The following is a 16922-nucleotide window of genomic DNA, read 5'->3' as shown; positions in this document are numbered from 1 at the left end:
GGTACGGAATTTGCGAGGGATCCAGGTCCGTATCGGAAGTGGGGTAAAGCGTGGCAGGGCGGCAGCGAATAGACCGCGTCAGGCGACAGTATAACCAATGGGTCGCCAACCAGACGCTGGAAGACTATGCGCTGCGCTTCACCGCCAAGAGCGCGCGGCGCTGGTCCGCCGCCCGGGTCGCCAACACGGCGCTGGGCGCGATTTCGTTCCTGGCGATGGAGGCGATCGGCGGTACCATCACCCTGAACTACGGCGTCACCAACGCGACTGCCGCCATCCTCGTGGTCTCCCTCATCATCTTCTGCTGCGGCGTGCCGATCGCCTATTATGCCGCTAAATGCGGCATCGACATCGACCTGCTCACGCGCGGCGCCGGCTTCGGCTACATCGGCTCGACCGTCACCTCCCTGATCTACGCCTCCTTCACATTCATTTTCTTTGCGATCGAAGCCGTAATCCTCGCTTCCGCGCTCGAGATGTGCTTCGGGATTCCGCGGCCGGTCGGCTATCTCATCAGCGCCGTCGTCATCATCCCGCTGGTGGCCTACGGCATCACGCTGATCAGCCGCTTCCAATTGTGGACGCAGCCGCTGTGGATCGTGCTCCACATCATTCCGTTCGCGGCGATCGCCTGGCACAACCCGCACTCCTTTACGGAGTGGCGCAAATTCTCGGGCGAGCACGGCGATCTCAACGGGCATTTCGACCTGCTACTGTTCGGGGTTGCGGCCTCCGTGGTATTTTCGCTGGTGGCGCAGATCGGCGAGCAGGTCGACTTCCTGCGCTTCCTTCCGCGCGACCGCCGCGCGTCCAGGGCGTCCTGGTGGATAGCGATGATGAGCGCTGGCCCCGGATGGATCGTGCTTGGCGCCCTGAAACTCCTGGCGGGCTCGTTCCTCGCCTTCTTCGCGCTCAGCCATGGGGTGCCGCCCGAAGAGGCTGCCGAGCCGGCGCATATGTATCTCGAAGCGTTCCGCTACGTGCTGTCGCAGCCTGATCTCGCGCTGGCGCTGACCGGCACGTTCGTGATCCTGTCCCAGGTGAAGATCAACGTCACCAACGCCTATGCCGGCTCGATCGCCTGGTCGAACTTCTTCTCGCGCCTGACCCACAGCCATCCCGGCCGCGTCGTCTGGCTGGTCTTCAACGTGATCGTGGCGCTGCTGTTGATGGAGATCGGCGTCTACAAGGCACTCGAGCAAACCTTGGCGCTCTATTCCAACGTCGCGATCGCCTGGGTCGGTGCGCTGGTCGCCGATCTCGTCATCAACAAGCCGCTTGGCTTGCGGCCACAGCAGATCGAATTCAAGCGCGCGCATCTCTACGACGTCAATCCGGTCGGCGTGGGCGCGATGACGATCGCAACCATCGTCTCGATCAGCGCCTTTTACGGCCTGTTCGGGCCTACCGCGAAGGCGCTGTCAGCCTTCATCGCGCTCGCGGTTGCTTTCATCGTCGCGCCGTTGATTGCCTGGGCCACGGATGGCAAGTACTACATCGCGCGCAAGCCGAAGCGGAGCTGGCAGGACCTCGAGGCGATCCAGTGCTGCATCTGCGAGCACTCGTTCGAGCCGGAGGACATGGCCTCCTGCCCCGCTTACGCCGGACCGATTTGCTCCTTGTGCTGTTCGCTGGATGCCCGATGCCACGATCTCTGCAAGCCGCATGCGCGGATCCAGGCGCAGATATCGGAGACGCTGGGCAAGCTGATGCCGCAGCCGATCTACGCGCGCATCAATTCGCAACTCGGCCACTATGTCGGCGTGTTCGTGGTTTCCGCCGGTCTCGTCGCGCTGGTGCTGGGCCTGATCTATCTGCAGACCTCGGCAAGCGTGCATGGCGAGAACGCGCTCGTCTCCGACGTGCTCTGGAAGGTGTTCTTCTCGCTCAGCATCATCATCGGCGTGGTGGCTTGGCTGTTCGTGCTGGCACAGCAGAGCCGCCGCGCCGCCGAGGAGGAGACCCGAAGGCAGACCGCGCTGCTGATTCAGGAGATCGACGCGCACAAGCGCACCGACGCCGAGCTGCAGCGCGCCAAGGAGGTCGCCGAATCCGCCAACCTCGCCAAGAGCCGCTACGTGGTGGGCCTGAGCCACGAGCTTCGCTCGCCGCTGAACGCGATCAGCGGCTATGCCCAGCTCCTGGAGCAGGACACGACGCTGAACACCAAGCCGCGCGACCAGGTCCGCGTCGTCCGCCGTAGTGCCGATCACCTCTCCGGCCTGATCGACGGCATTCTGGACATCTCCAAGATCGAGGCCGGGCGGCTGTATCTGTCGCGCGACGAAGTGCGCCTCAGCGAGTTCCTCGATCAGCTGGTCGGCATGTTCCGCCTGCAGGCCGCCGCCAAGGGCATCGACTTCGTGTTCAGGCGGCCGGCGTATTTGCCGCTCGTGGTCTACGCCGATGAGAAGCGGCTGCGCCAAGTGCTGATCAATTTGCTCTCGAACGCCATCAAATTCACCCAGACCGGCAGCGTGCAGTTCGTCGTGCATTATCGCAGCCCCGTCGCGGAGTTCGAGGTGATCGACACCGGTCCCGGAATCCAGGGCGACGATCTCGAACGCATCTTCGCGCCGTTCGAGCGCGGTGCGCTCGGCGTTTCGCAGCCGCAGACCGGAACGGGACTCGGCCTGACCATCAGCCGATTGCTCGCCGGAGTGATGGGCGGCGACATCAAGGTCATGAGCACCGTCGGCACCGGCTCGACGTTCAAGGTCAAGATCCTGCTGTCGGAGGTCACCAATCCGCGGCGCATCGCGCCGGTGGAGGCGCCGATCTCCGGTTATCACGGCGCGCGCAAGACCATCCTCATCACCGACGACGATCCCGTGCATCGCGACCTGCTGCGCGAGGTGCTGACGCCGCTCGGCTTCATCCTGCTCAGCGCGCCCGACGGCCCCGGCTGCCTCGCGCTGGCTCAGCATTGCCGGCCCGATCTGTTTCTGCTCGACATCTCGATGCCCGCCATGGACGGCTGGGCTGTCGCCGAGGCCTTGCGGGCGAACGGCCATCACCAGGCCCGCATCCTGATGGTGTCGGCCAGCGCGATCGAGGCCCACGGCGCGCCGCTGGCGCAGCCCTTCCACGACGGCTATTTGATGAAGCCGATCGACATCCCGCGGCTGCTGGAGACGGTCCGCCAGCTCCTCAAGATCGAATGGCAATATGGCTCGGACGAGATTCCGGTGTCGTTCTGGCACCCCGAAAGCGGATCAAGGCCCCCGGCGCGGCATATCGAGGCCCTGATCGGGCTCGGCCAGATCGGCTACGTCAGGGGCATCCAGTTGAAGCTCGACGAGATCGGCAACGAGCATCCTGAACATGCCGATTTCGTCGCACAGATGCGGTCGCTCGTCGACCGCTTCGATCTCGACCAGTACATGGCCACATTGAAGACGTTGCATGCGCATGAACATTGAGTCGAAGAAGCGCGACGTCGCGCTCGTTGTCGATGACTCTCCCGAGACGCTGCGGCTGCTCACCGATGCGCTCGACGGCGCCGGCATGACGGTGATGGTGGCACTCGACGGCGCGGCGGCGATACGCATCATCGACCAGATCACGCCCGACATCGTTCTGCTCGATGCCATGATGCCCGGCATCGACGGCTTCGAGACCTGTCGCCGGCTCAAGCGCGATGCGGGCCTTGCCAATGTCCCCGTGATCTTCATGACGGGGCTCGCTGATACCGAGCACATCGTTCGTGGGCTCGAGGCCGGCGGCGTCGATTACGTGACGAAGCCGATCGTGATCGAGGAAATGCTGGCGCGCATCCGCGTCCATCTCGGCAATGCCCGCCTGACGCAGAGCGCGCGCGCCGCGCTCGACGTCTCCGGCCGTTTCCTGTTCGCGGTCGATCGCCATGGCAATTTGCTGTGGGCAACGCCGCAGGCGCAGAAACTGCTGTCCGATCATCACGGCGCGCAGGCCGACGATTTCGTCCTGCCGCCATCGCTGCTGCAATGGCTGGAGCAGGCCAAGGCCAAGGGCAGCTCGAAATCCCAAGCGGTTTCCTTGCCGGACAATCCGCAGCTTCGGCTCTATTACATGGGCGAAACCGCGCCGAACGAGTTTCTGCTGCGGCTCTCCAGGGAGTCCGGCACCGCGCTTCCCCCTGAATTCACCAGCGAGCTCGGCCTCACCACCCGCGAAGGCGAGGTGCTGGCCTGGCTCAGCAAGGGCAAGACCAACCGCGACATCGCGCAAATCCTGGGCCTCAGCCCGCGCACGGTCGACAAGCATCTCGAGCAGATCTACGCCAAGCTCGGCGTGGAGAACCGGACGGCAGCGGCGGCGATTGCGGCGAACGCGACGCGGAGGAATTCGTGAGCTGGCAAGAGTGAGTCGGGACGCCACCAATCCTGCAAACGGCGGAGTATGTGGCGAGCGCCGCCCGCCACACGACCCCTCACCTACAACGCCTCACCCGTAAACGAACGCCTTGTCATCCAGATCCGTCTTCGGGATCTCGTCCTTTTCGGTCCAGTAATCCTGGCTGTGCTGCCATTCCGGCTTGTCGCCGCGCTTGGGGAGCAGGTCCATGTTTCGCATCATGTAGCCGGGGTTGAAGTTTTCCGGATCGATCCAGGGCAGGATCGGCATGTTATGGTCTTCGGCGCGCAAGCGCACCTCGACCTTCTTCTTGCCCTTCGCCTTCATATGGCCGAGCAACCGGCAGACGAAATCTGCGACCAAGTCGACACGAAGCGTCCAGCTGGCGCGGAAATAGCCAAACACCCAGACCATGTTCGGAACGCCCGTGAACATCATGCCGCGATAGGTGACGGTGTCGCCGAAGGCCAGCGGCTTGCCGTCGATCTCGAAGGCGATGTCGCCCAGCGCTGCGAGATTGAAGCCGGTCGCGGTGACGATGACATCGGCTTCCAGCAGCTTGCCGGATTTGAGCTGAATGCCGTTCTCGACGAAGCACTCGATCTCGTCGGTGACCACGGAGGCCTTGCCGCTGGCGATGCCCTTGAACAGATCGGCATCCGGCACGAAGGCGATGCGCTGCCGCCAGGGCCGGTAGGTCGGCGTGAAATGCGTCTCGACGTCGTAGTCCTGACCGAGGACCGCGCTGATCTGGCCGATCAGCTCCTTTTTCACCTGCTCGGGCTTGGACAGGCAGAGTTTCGTGAACGCATCCTGCTCGAACAATATCTTGCGCCGAACGATCTCGTGGATCCAGGCTTCATCGACCTGAAGCCGGCGCAACTCCTCGGCGATCTCGATGGCGTTGCGGCCGAGCCGGAAATAGGTCGGCGAACGCTGCAGCATGGTGACATGCGCGCACTTGTCCGCGATATTCGGCACCAGCGTTGCCGCGGTGGCGCCCGAACCGATCACGACGACCTTCTTGTTCGTGAGGTCGAGATCGTCCGGCCAGGTCTGCGGGTGGACGATGCGGCCCTTGAAGCGATCGGTGCCCTTCCATTCCGGCGTGTAGCCTTCCGAATGGCGGTAATAGCCCTGGCACATCCAGAGGAAGTTCGCGGTGAAGGTCCTGGTCTCGCCGGTGTCGGTCGTCACGGCCTCGATGGTCCAGAGATTTTGCTCGCTCGACCAGCTGGCGGAATTGATCTTGTGCTTGTAGCGGATGTGTCGCGCGATATCGTTGTCTTCGATCACCTCCTCCATGTAAGCGAGGATTTCTTCGGCGGTCGCGATCGGCGGCCCCACCCAGGGCTTGAAGCTATAGCCGAACGTATGGAGATCACTGTCCGAGCGGATGCCGGGATAACGATGCGTGCTCCAGGTGCCGCCGAACGTCGCCTGCGTTTCCAGGATCACGTAGCTCGTACCCGGAAGCTGCTTGTCGATGTGATAGGCGCTGCCGATGCCGGAGATGCCGGCGCCGACGATCAGCACGTCGAAATGTTCAGAAGCCTGTTTGGCCGTGGCGTGACTGCGAACAGCGACATTCATTGTTGCTTCTATGCCTTGCTTGTTTTTATGGCCGCCCTTGACGGACGGCGCGTTTCCTCCGCGGCCGGCATGATCACCCGCCGCGCTTCCGCTTCAAAATGACATAGATCAAGTCGCGGTCAAATCACAGTGCCGCACCCCAGCTCCGCGCGGTCTGCACGATCCAGTCGCGGTAGAGCGTGAGCGGCGTGACCCCCGTCAATCCGCCGCAACCGGCGGCGCCGTTCGGCCCCGTGGACCAACTGATGAGGCCGACGAGCACGGGACCACTCGGCTTGTCCTCGAACACAGGGCCTCCGGAATCTCCCGTGCAGGCGCCAATTCCCTCGCGAACACCGTTGGTTACGGGATCGACCAGGCGAATCTGGAGGGTGCCGGGCTGGCCCGTGGCGACGAGCGCGGCAACGCGCGTCAAACCGCCACTCTTGCCGTCACCGCGCACGGTGACGCCAATACCGGCGATGACGAAGCGGCCGCCGACCCGAATTGGAATTTGCGGCATGCCGACCGGCACCGTGGATTTTCCCTTGAGTGGAATTTCCAGTTGCAGCAGCGCCACGTCGGCGGTGGCGCGATGTGCCTGCATCGCCTGCATGTTGAAGCTCGGATGGATCGCAACAGTCCGAACGTTCAGCAATTGTGGCGCGCCGTCTGGGCCGCGATCGACGATCTTGTAATCCGCACCGGGCTGCACGCAATGGGCGACGGTGAGCACCACTCGTGGTGCAATCAAGCTGCCGGTGCAGAAATTGCCACGCGAGCCCACGATGGTGACGACCGCGCGTGCAACACCGTCGGCCTGCGGCGTGCCGCCGCCGACGATGGCGTGTGCAGGCGCGGCTAACAGCAGCGCGGCTATGACGAGAGTTGCTGACTTCTTCATGGGAACACGCTTCGCGGCGGCATGGATGAGGACGGATTGCTTCGGACTGGCTCTTGCCGATACCCCATGCTAGCGCTCTTGGAAAGGAACTGACGAGGGCAGGATAGTGGCGATCGAAGCTGTGATCTTTGATTTTGGCGGCGTGCTGACGAGTTCGCCGTTCGAGGCGTTCGCGCGGTTCGAGACCCAGCGCGGGCTGCCCGTCAACATCATACGTCGAACCAACGCCGCCAACCATTTGGAAAACGCCTGGGCCAAGTTCGAGCGGGCCGAGATCGATATCGAGGCCTTCGACGAATTGTTCGCCACGGAATCGCTGGCATTCGGCGCGGAGGTGCGCGGCCGCGACGTGCTGCCGCTGCTGCAGGGCCATCTGCGTCCCGAGATGGTCGAGGCGCTGAGGCGCATCAAGGCGCAATTCAAGACCGGCTGCATCACCAACAACCTGCCGGCCAACGCCATCGGCAGCATGACCGGGCGCTCCCTTTATATCGCCGAAGTCATGGTGCTGTTCGATCATGTCATCGAGTCCGCCAAGATCGGCCTGCGCAAGCCCGACCCGCGCATTTACAAGATGATGGTGGAGACGCTGAAGGTCGATCCGAACAATTGCGTCTATCTCGACGATCTCGGCGTCAATCTGAAGCCGGCGCGAGAGATGGGGATGACCACGATCAAGGTTGCCAGCGGCGCCCAGGCGATTGCGGAGCTAGAGGCGGCGACGGGGATGAAGCTGGGGTAGTTCATAAGCCCGTAGGGTAGGCAAAGCGACTTGTCCGCCGTAGCTCGAAGAGCGAAGGCGGAAGCGTGCCACCATAAGCAGATGTTGGGCACAGCGCTTCGCGCCTTTGCCCCCTTACGAGACCTCACTTTGCTGCGGCAGCGATCCGCTCCGGAAACGCCGCTGCGAGCTCGTCGCGATCCGGCTTCAGCACGCCGCGCTCGGTGATGAGGCCGGTCACGAGCCGCGCGGGCGTCACGTCGAACGCATAATTCGCGACCGGAGATCCCTCGGGCACGATGCGCACCGTCTCCAGCCTTCCATCCGCAGTGCGGCCGGTCATGTCGGTCACCTCAACGCCGCTGCGCTGCTCGATCGGAATGTCGCGGATGCCGTCATGGACGGCAAAATCGATCGTCGGCGACGGCAGCGCGACATAAAACGGCACGCCGTTGTCGTGGGCGGCCAGCGCCTTCAGATAGGTGCCGATCTTGTTGCAGACGTCGCCATTGGCGGCGACGCGGTCGGTGCCGACGATGGCCAGATCGACCATGCCGTGCTGCATCAGATGGCCCCCGGTGTTGTCGGGGATCACCGTGTGCGGCACGCCGTGATGGCCGAGCTCCCAGGCGGTGAGCGAGGCGCCTTGGTTGCGCGGGCGCGTCTCGTCGACCCAGACATGGATCTTGAAGCCGCGCTCATGCGCAAGATAGATCGGCGCCGTTGCAGTGCCCCAATCGACAGTGGCAAGCCAGCCGGCGTTGCAATGGGTCAGCACGTTGACGGTCTCGCCCGGCTTTTTCGATGCGATCGCCTCGATCAGCTTCAGGCCGTTGCCGGCGATGCCGCGGTTGATCTCGACATCCTGCTCGACGATCTCGTCGGCACGCGCATAGGCCGCCTCGGCCCGCTCCAGCGGATCGATCGGCGCGAGCGCCGTGCGCATCTCGTCCAGTGCCCATTTCAGATTGATCGCGGTCGGCCGCGCCACCACGAGCGTCTCGTAGGCCCGTTTCAGGCCGGCGTCGGAGGCGTCCTCGCGCATGGCGAGCGCCATGCCGTAGGCGGCAGTCGCACCGATCAGCGGGGCGCCACGTACCAGCATGTCGCGGATTGCGACGGCTGCGTCTTCGCACGAAGTCAGCTTCGCGACGACGAATTCATGCGGCAGCCTGCGCTGGTCGATCGCGCCGATTGACCAGCCGTCATGCTCGCGCCAGATGCTGCGGAAATGCTTGCCGTTCACCTTCATGGCATTCTGCCTTTCAGTTCACGCGCAGGATCCGCCCGGCCACCGCATCGAGCTTCTTCAGAAGCTCGGGATCGCGCGCCTCGGGCGCCGTGATCAACGCGGTGTCGAGCGCGCGGTCGGAGCCGATCGGGCACAGCTCATGCTCGCGCGGAAAATCCTTCGCCAGCCGCGCCACCAGGGCCTTGGCCTTGTCGGCGTTCGACGTCAACACGCGGATGATATCCTGCACGGTGACGGCATCGTGATCGGGATGCCAACAGTCGAAATCCGTCACCATGGCCACCGTGGCATAACAGAGCTCCGCCTCGCGCGCGAGCTTCGCCTCCGGCATGTTGGTCATGCCGATCACGGAATAGCCCAGCGTCTTGTATGTCATGCTCTCCGCATAGGTGGAGAATTGCGGCCCCTCCATGCAGACGTAAGTGCCGCCACGCGCGATCGCGATGCTTTCGGCTTCGGCGGCCGCGGCGAGATGAATGCGCAAACGTGGGGAGACCGGATGCGCCATCGACACATGCGCGACGCAGCCCCGGCCGAAGAACGAGCTCTCGCGCTTGTGGGTGCGGTCGACGAATTGATCGACGAGAACGAAGGTGCCCGGCGGCAGTTCCTCCCTGAAGGAACCGCAGGCCGACAGCGAGATCAGGTCGGTGACGCCGGCGCGCTTCAGCACGTCGATATTGGCGCGATAGTTGATGTCGGAGGGCGAGAGACGGTGGCCCTTGTCGTGCCGCGGCAGGAACACGATCGGCAAACCGGCGATGGTGCCGCGCCTTAAGGGAGCCGACGGTTCGCCCCAGGGGCTCTCGATCACCTCTTCGCGCGCACCCTCGAGGCCTGGCAGGTCATAGATGCCCGAGCCGCCGATGATGCCCAATACCGCCTGCGTCATACCTGCTCCACCCGTTCGCCACTTGCGACATGGTCAAGCTATGCCAGTTTTGCGGCGGTTTTGGAACGGGGGTGGTGGGGCGATGCCGGTGGTGTGAGGGGCGCGCAGGGACGACAGCGGAGAGTTATGCAGCGTTCGCCAGTTGCAACTGCGTCGCCACCATCCGCTCTAGCGTCTCGACGGACTGGAAATTCTCCGGCGTGATCTCGGCTTGCGGGATGGTGAAGTCGAACTCGGCTTCGACGCCGAGCATCAGATTGACCATGTCCATCGAGGTCAGGCCGGCATCGACGAGCTTGGCGGACGGCGTGACGTCAGCGGCGAGCGAATTCTGTTCGAGGATACCCTTCACCAGCTTGATGATGCGATTGCGCAGTTCGGTATCAAAGGCTTGCATCGGCAAATTCCCGTCTGTCTGTCAAAGGTCGCACCGGCTTGCCGCCTACGATGGGCACGGCCTGCCGGTCCCGCAATGGGCGACACCAATACTTCACGTTTCTTAGTAAACGATGACTCAGATTGTCCGGAATTCGACCCTCTTCCAGATTCCTAACGCAATGCCGGAAAAACGGCGGATGCAAACAACCGGACCTTAACTGTTCATCCGGAATTGGGCTTTGTTTACCCTCTATTTCATCGACGAATTTGAATTAAATCCGTAGCCTCATCTCACAAGCAAAGATGACCGGAAGATCGCCGGCGGCATCACGAATGATGCCGGCGATCTCGAACGGCAAACCGGAGGCGGACGAGTATGAACGTGCGTGAAGCAGTCCTCACTGTCGACGAAGCAGAAACGAGCTTCCTCGAGCAGGGTCCCTCCCTGATCGAGCGCGCCGCCCGGACCGCCGCAGCGGCCGCAGCCGACGCAGACGGGGTCGATCGCGACGCCCGCTTCCCGCACAAGGCTTTCGAGGTCGCGCGCGAGCAGAAGCTGCTCGGCGTCATGATCCCGGTCGAGTTCGGCGGCTTCGGTGCCTCCATCTACGACGTCACCGACATCTGCTACACGCTCGGACGCGCCTGCGCCTCGACGGCGATGATCTACGCCATGCACCAGACCAAGGTTGCCTGCGTCATCAGGCACGGTCACGGCATCCCCTGGATGGAAACCATGATGCGCCGGGTCGCCCGCGACCAGTGGCTGCTCGCCTCCTCCACCACCGAAGGCCAGAACGGCGGCAACATCCGCGCCAGCGCCGCGGCCGTCGACCACGCCGGCGATACCGTTTCACTGGTGCGCGACGCCACCGTGATCTCCTACGGCGCGGAAGCCGACGGCCTCGTCACCATCGCCCGCCGCGCCACCGAGGCCGCCGCCTCCGACCAGGTGCTGCTGGCGCTCGCCAAGGACGATTATTCGCTGAAGCGGACGCTGGGCTGGGAAACGCTTGGCATGCGCGGCACCTGCTCGACCGGCTTCGAGCTGAAGGTGGATTGCCCCGCCGATCGCGTCTTCCCGGAATCCTATGACAAGATTCACGCCCAGACCATGACGCCGTTCGCGCATCTGTGCTGGTCGTCGGCCTGGACCGGCATCGCCGCCGCAGCCGTGACCCGCGCGCAGGCCTTCATCCGCAAGGCGGCCCGCAGCTCCGGCGGCCAGATGCCGCCGGCCGCGGCGCATTTCACCGCCGCCAAGATGTCGCTGGCGAAGCTTCGCGCGCTGCTGTCGGCCAATATCGATGCCTTCGCCCGCGCCGAGCATGACGAGCGCGCGCTGAGCTCGCTCGACTTCCAATCTTCGATCACGCTCCTGAAGGTGCAGGCCTCCGAGCTCGCGGTCGAGACCGTGATGCATGCGATGCGCACGGCCGGCCTCTCCGGCTACCGCAACGACGGTGAGTTCACCATGGGCCGGCACCTCCGCGACGTGCTGTCGTCCCCGATCATGATCAACAACGACCGCATTCTGGCCAATGCCGCGACATCGACACTGATGAGCGGCGTGCCGACAAGCCTTCGCGACTGAATCAATAACAACAAATTCGAGATAGCAGGACATCGCGCCATGAACATTGCCATTCTCTCCGACTCGCCCGCGACCGCGCCGCAGATGATCGATCCGCTCGATCATCTCGCCGACAAGCTGTTCCACCGCATGGGCGCCGACGGCGTCTACGCCCGCACCGCACTCTATGAAGGCGTCGTCGAGAAGCTCGCCGCGCTGATCACTAGCCATCGCGAGAGCGGCACCGAGGTGATGCGCTTCCCACCGGTGATGAGCCGGGCCCAGTTGGAAAAATCCGGCTATCTCAAGAGCTTCCCGAACCTGCTCGGCTGCGTCTGCGGCCTGCACGGCACCGAACGCGAGATCAACGCCGCGGTGAGCCGCTTCGATGCCGGCGGCGACTGGACCACTTCGCTGTCTCCTGCCGACCTCGTGCTGTCGCCCGCCGCCTGCTATCCGGTGTATCCGATCGCGGCGAGCCGCGGACCTTTGCCGAAAGGCGGCCTGCGCTTCGACGTTGCCGCGGATTGCTTCCGCCGCGAGCCGTCGAAGCATCTCGACCGGCTGCAATCGTTCCGGATGCGCGAATATGTCTGCATCGGCAGCCCCGACGACGTCGCCGATTTCCGTGAGCGCTGGATGGTGCGCGCGCAGGCGATCGCGACCGACCTCGGTCTCACCTTCCGCGTCGACTATGCCAGCGATCCGTTCTTCGGTCGCGTCGGCCAGATGAAGGCGGTGAGCCAGAAGCAGCAGCAGCTCAAGTTCGAACTGCTCATTCCGCTGCGCTCGGAAGAGCAGCCGACCGCCTGCATGAGCTTCAATTATCACCGCGAGCATTTCGGCACGACCTGGGGAATCCAGGATGCCGGTGGCGAACCGGCCCACACCGGCTGCGTCGCCTTCGGCATGGACCGGCTGGCCGTCGCCATGTTCCACACTCACGGCACCGACCTTTCGGCCTGGCCCGCCAAGGTGCGAGACATCCTGGGCCTGCAGCCGCAGGTCACGGCCGACGCCCATGTCGAAGGTTGGCGCTAACAGCTTGATCCGGACCCGAAGGCCGCGTCGACAGAAAGTGCGAAGCGGCTTTCCGAAAAGACCATGCTGAAACAATAGATCGAACGAGGCCTGCCATTTCCACGGGTAAGACGAGCGTGACTCACACCAAGGTGCGATGCCGCGAGATCACCGAGTCCGACGCCGAAGCGGTCGCGGACCTGCTGACGCGCGGCTTCGTCGGTCGCTCACGGAACTATTGGATCCAGGGTCTGCGCCGGCAGGCCTTCCGGTCCGTCCCGGAGGGTTATCCCCGCTTCGGCTACATGCTCGACAGTGACGGCACGCCAGTCGGCGTGCTGCTGCTGATCTACACGGCGCGGAAGAACGGCAAAGAGACAACCATCCAGTGCAATCTGTCGAGCTGGTATGTCGATCCCGCCTACCGCAACTATGCCCCGTTGCTGACCAAGATCGCGCAGCGACACAAGGACGTGACTTATTTCAACATCAGCCCGGCGCCGTGGACCTGGCCGATCATCGAAACGCAGGGCTTTCGCGCCTATTGCCGCGGCATATTCTTCTCGGCGCCTGCCCTGGCGCGGCCCCCGCGCTGGAGCGAGATCGAGGTCATCTCGCCTCACGCCAAGACGATCGAGGGGCTGTCCGAAGCCGAAGCCGAGCTGCTGACGCGGCAAGCGCGCTATAATTGCCTCAGCCTCGTCTGCCGCACGCCGAAGGGAACATTCCCCTTCATCCTGCAACCGGTGCGCATCCGCCGCGGCTTCCTCGCGCCCCCTGCGATGAAGCTGATCTATTGCCGCAGCGCCGCTGAATACGCCCTCTGTGCAGGCCGTATCGGCCGCCTGCTGCTTCGGCTCGGCAAGATCGCGGTGACGATCGATTCCAACGGGCCGATTCCCGGCCTGGCCGGTATTTATACCGAGCGGCGCGGGCGCAAATATTTCAAAGGCCCGCACCGGCCGCAACTCGGCGATCTCACCGATACGGAACTCGTGTTGTACGGGCCGTAGCCAACCCCGGCTCCGTCGCCAGCATGAACGCAGCGGCATGCGGAAACGTCGGCTCCGGATATCGCTGCGCTCATCCGAGCTACAGCCTATCGCTTTGTCAGCTGGCCATTTGCGCGGCCTCTCTCCATCGCCGGTCACTCTCCGTAAACTACAGCGCTTAAGGGAATTTTCCGGGCTCTTCGCTACACTCGGTAGTTGAACTAGGTTGCGTTAAGTCTATTGCCCGCCGAGACCCGCCGCCCCCATGATGTCGACCCGCGACAACGAGCTTGGTGCACGCCGCGAGCAAGGCCCGGAGGCCCTGGTCGCGCTGAGCCAACTTGCGCTCGACCACATGGAACAGGGTGTCTGCGTCTACGATGCCGACAACCGGATCGTGCTGGTCAACCAACGCTATCTTTCGTTGTTCGACATGTCGGCCGACATCGTGCGGGTGGGCACGAGCTACCGCGAGGTGCTCGCGCATAGTGCGGTGCGCGGCAATTTTCCCCAGGATCAGCTCGACACGCTGTATTCATCGCGGATCGCGCAGATCGCAGGCGGAAAGCCGTTCCGGACCGAGCAGCGGCTGGCGAGCGGCCTCGTCATGTCGCTCGAGCTGAAGCCGCTGCCCGGCGGCGGCTGGATGACGATCTGCGACGATGTCACCCGCCTCGCCCGGCTCGAAGCCGAATTACGCGTGCAGACCGAACGCAGTCAGCACGCGCTCGCCAACATGTCGCACGGCCTCATCATGTACGACGCCGACAGCCGCGTTGTCGTCTGCAACGAACGTTTCCTGAGCCTCTACGACCTCGACCCCGGCATCGTGAAGCAGGGGGCCTCGCATCGCACGGTGCTCGACCATTGGGTCTCGCGCGGCAATTTGCCGGGCATGCCGACCGACGAATTCCACGTCTCCAGGTTGGAGGACGTGCGCACCAGAAGGGCGAAATCCCTGCTGGTGATGCGCTACGACGGACGCATGGTGCAGACGGTCTCCCGCTTCCTGCCCGACGGCGGCTGGGTCACCGTGCACGAGGACGTCACGGAGCGGCTGCAATACGAGGAAACGCTGCGGCAGCAGAACTTCATTCTCGACGCCGCGCTGGAGAACATGGCGCACGGGCTCGCCTTCTACGACAGCGACATGCGCCTGCGCGTCTGCAACACCACCTACCGCAAGCTCTACCGGCTGTCGCCGGAGGAGACCAGGCCGGGCACGCATCTGGGTGAGTTGATCGAGCGTGCGATGGCGAACGGCGCGTTTGCATCGGAATTTAGCCCTCAGGAAATCCTCGAAGCCGCCCGCGCCCGGATCGCGGACCGCGACAGCTCGCCGATGCGCCGGCGCATGTCCAACGATGCCGTGATCTCGGTGCGCTATTGCGCACTCGCCGAGGGCGGCTTCGTCGCCACCTACGAGGACATCACCGAGCGCGAGCACGCGGTCGAGGAATTGAGCGAGCAGTATCTCCGCTTCGACGCGGCGCTCAACAACATGAGCCAGGGCCTGTGCATGCTCGATGCGAGCCTGCGCGTGACCGTCTGCAATCGCCGCTATATCGAGATGTACGGCCTGTCGCCTGACATCGTGAAGCCCGGCGTCTCGATGCGCGAGATCATGGAGCACAGCTGCGAGCTCGGCATCCATCCGAACATGACAGGGGCCAGGCTCTATGCCGACTATGTCGAACGGCTGCGCGAGGGCGAGCATACGCTGCACCGGCATTTGAGCGACGGCCGCATCATCAAGCTCAATCACAAGCGGATGGAGCATGGCGGCTGGGTCGTCACCTACGAGGACGTCACCGAGCGCCACAAGGCCCAGGCGCGCGTCGCGCACATGGCGCAGCACGATTCGCTGACGGACCTGCCCAACCGCGCGCTGTTCCGCGAGAAGATGGGCGAGGGACTGAACCAGGTCGCGATCGCCGGCGGCGCGATGGCCGTGCTGTGCTTCGACCTCGACAATTTCAAGACCGTCAACGACCGCCTCGGCCACGCCGCCGGCGACCGGCTGCTGCGCTGGGTCGCGGCGCGGCTGAAGGAGAATGTCGGCGAGCACGACACCGTCGCGCGCCTAGGCGGCGACGAATTCGCCGTACTCCAGCGCGGACCGCAGCCGCAATCGGCGGAGCAGCTGGCCAGAAGGGTGGTCGAGGTCATCGGTCATCCCCCGCCGCTGGAGAATCAGTCGATCCATGTCGGCGTCTCCGTCGGCATCGCAATCGCACCCGACCACGGGCTCGATGCCGACGAGTTGATGAAATGCGCCGACCTAGCGCTGTACCAGGCCAAGGCCAAGGGTCGCGGCACCTATCAGCTGTTCGAGCCCGAAATGGAGGAAGAGGCGCGCCGCCGGCACGCGCTGGAGCACGATCTGCGCGGAGCGCTGGAGGCAGGCGAATTCCACCTGGTGTTCCAGCCTCAGGTGCGGCTCGATTCGTCCGAGCTCACCGGGTTCGAGGCGCTGCTACGCTGGAAACATCCCTCGCGCGGCTTCGTCTCGCCGGCCGAGTTCATTCCAATCGCAGAGGAGAACGGGCTGATCGTTCCGATCGGCGAATGGGTGCTGCGCAGCGCCTGTGCGACCGCCGTGTCCTGGCCCGATCTCACCGTCGCGGTGAACCTGTCGCCGGCGCAGTTCCGTTCGCGCGGGCTGGTGGCGATGGTGACGAGCGCGCTGGCCGAAGCCGGCCTGCCGCCGCAGCGGCTCGAGCTCGAGGTCACCGAAACGGCGCTGCTCGACGACAGCGAGGCGACGATCGAGATCCTGCACCAGCTGCGCGCACTCGGAGTACGCGTCAGCCTCGACGATTTCGGCGTCGGCTATTCCTCGCTGAGCTACCTGCGCAAGTTTCCGTTCGACCGCATCAAGATCGATCGCTCCTTCGTCGGCACGCTCGGCGAAAGCCCGGAGAGCGTTGCCATCGTCCGCACCATCGCAAGCCTCGGCTCCGTGCTTGGCGTCGAGACGACGGCAGAGGGTGTGGAGACCGAAGAGCAACTCGACTTCGTCCGCGAATGCGGCTGCACCGCCGTGCAGGGCTATTATTTCGGCAGGCCATGCCCCGCATCGGAAGTTGGCCGCACCATCGAGACGCTGAGCACGGTCCGGCGCGTGGCGTAGCGGCTTTCTGATCCCTCAAATTCCGCCTCTCGGCACACGACCAAACGACGAATTGTCGCATGTGCCGTCTCTGCAGGGATTGCAGCACCGCCCGGCGCCCTCGGCCCGCGCAATGCGCTTTTCTTCTCGCTCGATTTCAGGAACAATCGC

12 protein-coding genes are annotated in these 16922 nt (G+C 64.0%); 7 read left to right on the top strand and 5 right to left on the bottom strand.

What is annotated here, in order from left to right:
• The first annotated feature begins 50 nt into the window (after positions 1-50).
• Complete coding sequence (locus tag IVB24_RS04240) at positions 51-3422, top strand: ATP-binding protein (RefSeq protein ID WP_166467761.1); 3372 nt, start codon at positions 51-53, stop codon at positions 3420-3422.
• Complete coding sequence (locus IVB24_RS04235; RefSeq protein WP_247772142.1) at positions 3406-4332, top strand: response regulator; 927 nt, start codon at positions 3406-3408, stop codon at positions 4330-4332. Before IVB24_RS04240 ends, IVB24_RS04235 begins: the two co-directional genes overlap by 17 nt.
• Positions 4333-4425: 93 nt before the next feature.
• Here the strand turns inward: IVB24_RS04235 and IVB24_RS04230 are convergent, their stop codons facing one another.
• A complete protein-coding gene (locus IVB24_RS04230) occupies positions 4426-5928 on the bottom strand; it encodes an NAD(P)/FAD-dependent oxidoreductase (RefSeq protein WP_247772141.1) in 1503 nt (500 codons plus the stop codon).
• A gap of 124 nt (positions 5929-6052) precedes the next feature.
• Positions 6053-6811: a trypsin-like serine protease gene (locus tag IVB24_RS04225; RefSeq protein ID WP_247772140.1), complete on the bottom strand. Its 759-nt coding sequence runs from the start codon at positions 6809-6811 to the stop codon at positions 6053-6055.
• A 106-nt stretch (positions 6812-6917) separates the two neighbouring features.
• Here IVB24_RS04225 and IVB24_RS04220 point away from each other — a divergent pair, with 106 nt between their 5' ends.
• Complete coding sequence (locus IVB24_RS04220; RefSeq protein WP_247772139.1) at positions 6918-7553, top strand: HAD-IA family hydrolase; 636 nt, start codon at positions 6918-6920, stop codon at positions 7551-7553.
• A gap of 124 nt (positions 7554-7677) precedes the next feature.
• Here IVB24_RS04220 and mtnA read toward each other — a convergent pair whose 3' ends face one another.
• The 3 genes from mtnA to IVB24_RS04205 form a co-directional block, all read right to left on the bottom strand.
• A complete protein-coding gene (gene mtnA, locus IVB24_RS04215; protein WP_247772138.1) occupies positions 7678-8784 on the bottom strand; it encodes an S-methyl-5-thioribose-1-phosphate isomerase in 1107 nt (368 codons plus the stop codon).
• A gap of 13 nt (positions 8785-8797) precedes the next feature.
• On the bottom strand, positions 8798-9676 hold the full coding sequence (locus IVB24_RS04210; RefSeq protein WP_106947537.1) for an S-methyl-5'-thioadenosine phosphorylase: 879 nt from the start codon (positions 9674-9676) through the stop codon (positions 8798-8800).
• Between the two features lie 124 nt (positions 9677-9800).
• Entirely contained in the window at positions 9801-10073 is a 273-nt protein-coding gene (locus IVB24_RS04205) for a phosphopantetheine-binding protein (RefSeq protein WP_247772137.1), read from the bottom strand.
• Between the two features lie 357 nt (positions 10074-10430).
• On the opposite strand from IVB24_RS04205, the gene IVB24_RS04200 reads away from it, so the two are divergent.
• The 4 genes from IVB24_RS04200 (at position 10431) to IVB24_RS04185 (ending at position 16772) form a co-directional block, all read left to right on the top strand.
• The gene (locus IVB24_RS04200) at positions 10431-11648 is read left to right on the top strand and encodes an acyl-CoA dehydrogenase family protein (RefSeq protein ID WP_094976240.1); all 1218 of its coding nucleotides are present in this window, start codon (positions 10431-10433) and stop codon (positions 11646-11648) included.
• 39 nt (positions 11649-11687) lie between these two features.
• Entirely contained in the window at positions 11688-12668 is a 981-nt protein-coding gene (locus IVB24_RS04195; RefSeq protein WP_247772136.1) for an amino acid--[acyl-carrier-protein] ligase, read from the top strand.
• A 116-nt stretch (positions 12669-12784) separates the two neighbouring features.
• Positions 12785-13660, top strand: a complete 876-nt coding sequence (locus IVB24_RS04190; RefSeq protein ID WP_247772135.1) for an acyl-CoA acyltransferase — start codon at positions 12785-12787, stop codon at positions 13658-13660.
• Positions 13661-13904: 244 nt separating this feature from the next.
• Entirely contained in the window at positions 13905-16772 is a 2868-nt protein-coding gene (locus tag IVB24_RS04185; RefSeq protein WP_247772134.1) for a PAS-domain containing protein, read from the top strand.
• Positions 16773-16922 lie beyond the last annotated feature (150 nt).

The organism is Bradyrhizobium sp. 192, assembly GCF_023100965.1.
GTDB lineage: Bacteria > Pseudomonadota > Alphaproteobacteria > Rhizobiales > Xanthobacteraceae > Bradyrhizobium > Bradyrhizobium symbiodeficiens.
The sequence above is the reverse complement of the archived record's forward strand: the minus strand, read 5'-3'. Positions and strand labels throughout refer to the sequence as shown.

Excerpts from the sequence above, each read along its gene's own strand:
- IVB24_RS04185 (WP_247772134.1), top strand. The coding sequence starts at position 13,905 with ATGATGTCGACCCGCGACAACGAGCTTGGTGCACGCCGCGAGCAAGGC.
- mtnA (WP_247772138.1), bottom strand. The coding sequence starts at position 8,784 with ATGAAGGTGAACGGCAAGCATTTCCGCAGCATCTGGCGCGAGCATGAC.
- IVB24_RS04225 (WP_247772140.1), bottom strand. The coding sequence starts at position 6,811 with ATGAAGAAGTCAGCAACTCTCGTCATAGCCGCGCTGCTGTTAGCCGCG.
- IVB24_RS04195 (WP_247772136.1), top strand. The coding sequence starts at position 11,688 with ATGAACATTGCCATTCTCTCCGACTCGCCCGCGACCGCGCCGCAGATG.
- IVB24_RS04235 (WP_247772142.1), top strand. The coding sequence starts at position 3,406 with ATGCGCATGAACATTGAGTCGAAGAAGCGCGACGTCGCGCTCGTTGTC.
- IVB24_RS04210 (WP_106947537.1), bottom strand. The coding sequence starts at position 9,676 with ATGACGCAGGCGGTATTGGGCATCATCGGCGGCTCGGGCATCTATGAC.
- IVB24_RS04205 (WP_247772137.1), bottom strand. The coding sequence starts at position 10,073 with ATGCAAGCCTTTGATACCGAACTGCGCAATCGCATCATCAAGCTGGTG.
- IVB24_RS04230 (WP_247772141.1), bottom strand. The coding sequence starts at position 5,928 with ATGAATGTCGCTGTTCGCAGTCACGCCACGGCCAAACAGGCTTCTGAA.
- IVB24_RS04200 (WP_094976240.1), top strand. The coding sequence starts at position 10,431 with ATGAACGTGCGTGAAGCAGTCCTCACTGTCGACGAAGCAGAAACGAGC.